Raw genomic sequence first — 4,935 nt, 5'->3', positions numbered from 1 at the left:
ATATGTTCAGCACCTAATACGGATGGCCCATGCAGTCGATCACCACTTCGCGGGGACAGGCGGCCTTCGAAAGGCTTAACAGCCACGACACCGTCCTGACCAGATCGTCAAGCTGGATCATCTCTTCCGGCGGCAGGGTCCCGCCGGCGGCGACGGCCATCTCCGTCGCGACCCAGTTGGGACAGATCGCCGTGACCTTGACGCCATGCTCCAGCATTTCCTTGTACAGGCTCTCGGACAGGCCCTGCAAGGCGAACTTGGATGCAGCATATACGCCGTAACCCGCGTAGCCCCACTTCCCGGCAATCGACGACAGATTGATGACGTGGCCGCGCTCTTGCGCCTTCATCACGGGCACCACCGCCTTCAGCATCAGGAACGCGCCTTTCAGGTTGGTCCCCATAACCGTTTCGAGATCTTCGACTTCCGCTTCAACACCGCCGGGCCGGAACTGGCCGGCGTTATTGATCAGCACGTCGATCGCCTCGTGTTCGGCTTCCAGCCCGGCCACGAGATCCCGGACCGCCGCCGCGTCGGTCACGTCGAGTGGATGGCAACTCACGGTAGTGCCCGGATCGACGCCCCGAATCTCCGCCCGCACACCGTTGAGCGCGCCCTCGTCGCGCGCGACCAGCGCCAGCCCGTAACCGGCCTCGGCCAGACCGATCGCCAGCGCGCGCCCTATGCCGCGGCTGGCGCCGGTGACGATCGCCAGTCCGCGAGAGGTCTTCGTTGCCACGCCTGCGCGGTTCCCTTTATTCGGACGCGGATTTCGGCATCAGGCGGCCGTCCTCGGTGAGTTCGAGAAACGGCGCGTAGGCGACTTCCCAGGGGTAACCGTCCGGATCGAGGAAATAGCCGGAATAGCCGTCGTATCCGCCCCAGTCCTTCCATTGCGGTTGCTGATGCGCGGTGCCGCCGTTGCGGATGGCGTTCTCGAATATCGCGTCCACCTCTTCGGGAGACGAGCCGTTCACGGCCAGCGTGAAGCCCTGGTATTGCGCCCGCGGCTTCGCCTTCAGCAGCGCGTCGTTGGCCAGAAACTCGTACCCCACCAGCCCCAGCACCGTAGAAGGCGTGTTGATGAACGTGCACATGGCCGGGTCGGAGTCCGGCGACATATCCCAGCCAAACGAGGTGTAGAACCGCACCGAACGCTCGACGTCGTCGACGCCCAGCGTGATGATCGAAATCGCGACTTTCGGCTTCTGCTCCGGCATGTCGTAGCGGCTCCTCCTTTCCCGTTCGCAGCCTGCTAGAAGTTGCGGGTCAGTTCGAGCCCGAAGGTCCTCGGGTAGTTGTAGTTTCCGGCCGCGATGTAGAAGCCGAAACCGAGCACTTCGTACGCTTCGGTGAGGTAGGTCTCATCGGTCAGGTTCCGCACCCAGAAGGCAGCATCCCACTTGCCGTCGGTGGATTGCAGCGCCAGCCGCAGGTCCACGTCGATGTGGGCTTCCGAGTACAGCGCCGGCGAGGCGCGCAGGTCACGCGGAATGTCGTCTTCCCAGAGAAAATCGAGCTGCCCCATGAAGGTCCACCCCTCGTTCACCGGCCATTGCACCGTGGCCGCGGAATTGATGCTCAGTTCCGGCGTGTTCGGAATGCGGTTGCCGGTCAGGTCCGCCAGCGTGGAACCGAACACCGGTGCGTTGTCGGGATACGGACTGCCCGTGCCCGTGCCGGCAATGGAGGTGATGAGATTGCCGTATTCGCTGTCGATGTAGGCTGCGCCGAAACTCAGCTCCAGCCAATCGGTCGCGAGGGCCCGAAGCTGCAATTCGGCGCCTTGCATCTGCGAGTCGTCGGCGTTGATCAGGAAATTGGCCGAGATCAGGCTCAGAGGCTCGACCGCCACCACCTGCGGGTCGGTCGCGTCATAGAAGTAGACCGCCGCCTCAACGCTGGCGCGGCCGCCAGCGAGCGTTGACTTCAGACCCACCTCGTAGGCGGTAAGGGATTCCGATTTCGTCGGTTCGAGGTTGTCCACCGTCGCCAGGAACTGGCTGTTGAAGGTGCCGGCGTTGAATCCGCGGGATATGCTCGCATAAATCAGCGTGTCCTCGTTTACCCTCCAGTCCAGCGCCAGCCTGGCCGAGTAATCGCTGTCCGAGAAGGTGCTGGACGCTCCCGCCTGCAATTCCGGGGCGGCGAAGAAACCGGTCGTCTCGTAGTAGAAATCGCGTTCCACGTCCGTCCAGCGGCCGCCGACAGTTAGGACCAGGTTGTCGGCCAGCGGATACTCGACCTGCCCGAACAGGCCGAGAGTGTCGGTTTCCAGCACCGAGAAGTCCTGCCGGCCGCCCGAGTCAAAGGCCGGGTCGCCCTCCAGTTCATCGGAGGAGTAGTACAGGCCCGCCAGCCACTGCAGGCCCTCGCCGGCGTTCGACGCGATGCGAATTTCCTGCGAGAACTGCGACACGTCCGATTTCCGCACGTCGTCCAGGGCCACGGTGGGGCCCGCATCTTCATCCAGCACGTCGTGGCGCTCGAAATCGTCCCAGCCGGTCACCGAGGTGACGGTTCTCGTCCCCAGGTCCCAGTTCAACTCCGCGGAAATGCCGCTGGACTTGTACGCGTGTTCGCCGATGAAGTTCTGGTTGATCGTGTAGGGGTCGCCATCGGTGTCGTTGAAAGTGTTGCCGCTGACGAACGGGTCCCGCGCCAGGCAATTCACCTGGGCCCCGGCAACGTCTCCGCGCGCGTATTCGGGGCAGACCTGGTCCGGAATGCCGTCGCCGTCCGTGTCCTGCCCGGCCGGAATGGTCGCCCAGGGCCAGACGTCCGAATCGTCGCGCCCGGCATAGACCCGGACCAGAACCTCGACATCGTCGCTGGGCCGGAACAGCAGAGAGCCTCTGGCCATGAGCTGATCCAGCTCGCCGCCGTCGTCCCTGTCGGGATGCATGTTGGTCAGGGGACCGTCGGTCTGACGAAGGATCTTCACGGCAAACCGCCCGGCGGCCGTGTCCGAAATGGGTCCGCCGTAGGCGCCCTCGAACGAGGCCCGGCTGTAGCGGCCGAATCCCACCGTCGCGTAGCCTTCCGGCTCGAACGTGGGGCGTTTCGAGATGAGATTGATCGCGCCTGCGATGGTATTGCGTCCGTAAATGGTTCCCTGCGGCCCCTTGAGCACTTCCATTCGCTCGAGATCAAGCAGCCGGAAAGCCTGCATGGGCGGCTGCGATACATATACGCCGTCGGCATACACGCCGGTCGACTGCGGCAGCGTTTCGATGAATCCGTCGGTATTCACGCCGCGTATTGCGATCAGCGGATAGCCGAATTCTCCGAACGGCGTCTGGATGTTGAGGCCCGGCGAGTAGCGGGCAACGTCGATCAGCGACACGGCGCCGGCCTCGCGCAGCCGGTCGCCGCTGACTACATCTACGGCGATGCCCACGTCGGCGAGCGACTCTTCCCGCTTTTGCGCGGTGACCACGATTTCTTCGAGCACCACGGTCGATTCCTGCGCGACGGCGGATTCCGCAATCACCAGTTGCAACGAGAAGGCGGTAAGGACCAACAGTATCTTTCGCATGGCGTGTCCCCTTGTTGGATGAGTTTGTCGCATTAGCCGACAGCGATGAGGTTGAAGCACGGGTAAGGCTTGAAAATATAATTATTCAGTTGACTAGTCAAGTAGTCATTTTGCACAATCGCAGTTCCACACAAGGAATCCTCCCGATGACCCCACACCGGAACGCAGGAAAACCGCGCTACGCGGTCCTGGCGGACGAGCTCCGCGACGGCATTCGTGCAGGCAAATGGGTGCCAGGCGACCTTCTGCCCAGCGAGGCGCAGCTCTGCCTCAAGTTCGGGGTGAGCCGGGGCACGGTCGTAAAGGCCATTGACGTGCTACTGGCCGAGGGGCTTCTGCAGCGGCGCCAGGGCGTCGGGACCTTTGTGTCGCGGCCTGCCCTGCACCGCTCTCCCGGCTACCTGCTCGGCTTTTCGGAGACCGTGCGCCGTCAGGGCCGGGTTCCCTCGCATCGCCTGGTGGGGCAGCGGCAACTGGACCGGAGCGAGGCCCTGCAGTATGGCTGCGACGAACCCGCATTGCTGCTGGAGCGGACCCGGCTCGTCGATGGGTTTCCGTGGGCCATACACACGGCGCTGATACCCATGCGCATCGCCGCTGCAGTACCGGCGCTTGCCGGCCCGGACAGCCGCGTCGCCGATTCGGATTTCTCGCTTTACAGGACCTTTGACGAGGCCGGGCTCGAAATCGACCACGCCGACGAGACGATCAACGTCCGTCTGGCCACGGAGGATGAGGCCGGGCAACTCGGTACGGAACTGCCGTCGGCGGTCATGCTCGTGTATCGAAAGAGCTTCGACCGAAGGGGCAATCTCATCGAACTGATCGAAGCCGTGTATCTTCAGGACTGCTACACGTATGACGCTCGCCTGGTGCGCTCGAATCCTCTGTCGGTGCTGTACCATGAAAGAGAGCCGACCGACCCGCGCAAGTCTTCGTGAGCGAGCAAATGGGAAACGCCACAGCCGTCGCGCTGTTGCTCATTGACCTGCAGAATTCCTTCTTTCACGAAGACGGCCGGAACTACTATTCCGAAAGCGCCGAGGTGCTGCCCGCCTTGCGGAAACTGCTCCAAAGCGCCAGAACCGCGCAGCGACCTGTCATTTTCGTCGCCGAGCGGCACCGGCCCGGGCTGACCGACTTCGAGCAGGCAAAGCTTCCGGTCCATTGCGTGGACGGAGAATTCGACTCTCAGCTGGTGGATGGCTTCTCGCCCCGGGGCCGGGACGAAATTCTGGTGCCAAAACGACGCATGAGCGCGTTTCATTCCACCGACCTGGACCTCCTGTTGAGGGAACTCGAGGTCGGCACTCTGGTCATCGGCGGCGTCAAGGCGAACGTATGTGTGCGGGCCACGGTTCAGGACGCTTTCTCGCTGGGATATCGCTGCCACGTCG

5 protein-coding genes are annotated in these 4,935 nt (G+C 63.1%); 2 read left to right on the top strand and 3 right to left on the bottom strand.

The annotated features are described in order from the left end of the window. Positions 1 to 13: 13 nt before the first annotated feature. From OXH56_06740 to OXH56_06730, 3 genes are read right to left on the bottom strand one after another with little or no spacing between them, the layout of a single operon-like run. Positions 14 to 739, bottom strand: coding sequence for an SDR family NAD(P)-dependent oxidoreductase (locus OXH56_06740; protein ID MCY3555006.1), 726 nt, complete (start codon positions 737 to 739; stop codon positions 14 to 16). Between the two features lie 16 nt (positions 740 to 755). Further along, positions 756 to 1,220, bottom strand: coding sequence for a VOC family protein (locus OXH56_06735; protein MCY3555005.1), 465 nt, complete (start codon positions 1,218 to 1,220; stop codon positions 756 to 758). Between the two features lie 35 nt (positions 1,221 to 1,255). After that, positions 1,256 to 3,538 carry a TonB-dependent receptor gene (locus tag OXH56_06730; GenBank protein MCY3555004.1) on the bottom strand — a complete coding sequence of 761 codons (2,283 nt, stop codon included), beginning with the start codon at positions 3,536 to 3,538 and terminating at the stop codon, positions 1,256 to 1,258. Between the two features lie 146 nt (positions 3,539 to 3,684). On the opposite strand from OXH56_06730, the gene OXH56_06725 reads away from it, so the two are divergent. Both OXH56_06725 and OXH56_06720 read left to right on the top strand, forming a co-directional pair. Then, positions 3,685 to 4,479, top strand: a complete 795-nt coding sequence (locus OXH56_06725) for a GntR family transcriptional regulator (protein ID MCY3555003.1) — start codon at positions 3,685 to 3,687, stop codon at positions 4,477 to 4,479. A gap of 8 nt (positions 4,480 to 4,487) precedes the next feature. Beyond that, a partial coding sequence (locus OXH56_06720) for a cysteine hydrolase (protein MCY3555002.1) occupies positions 4,488 to 4,935 on the top strand: 448 nt, incomplete at its 3' end.

This window comes from Gemmatimonadota bacterium, assembly GCA_026702745.1.
Lineage (GTDB): Bacteria > JAAXHH01 > JAAXHH01 > JAAXHH01 > JAAXHH01 > JAAXHH01.
This window is presented reverse-complemented; position numbering and strand designations above follow the sequence as displayed.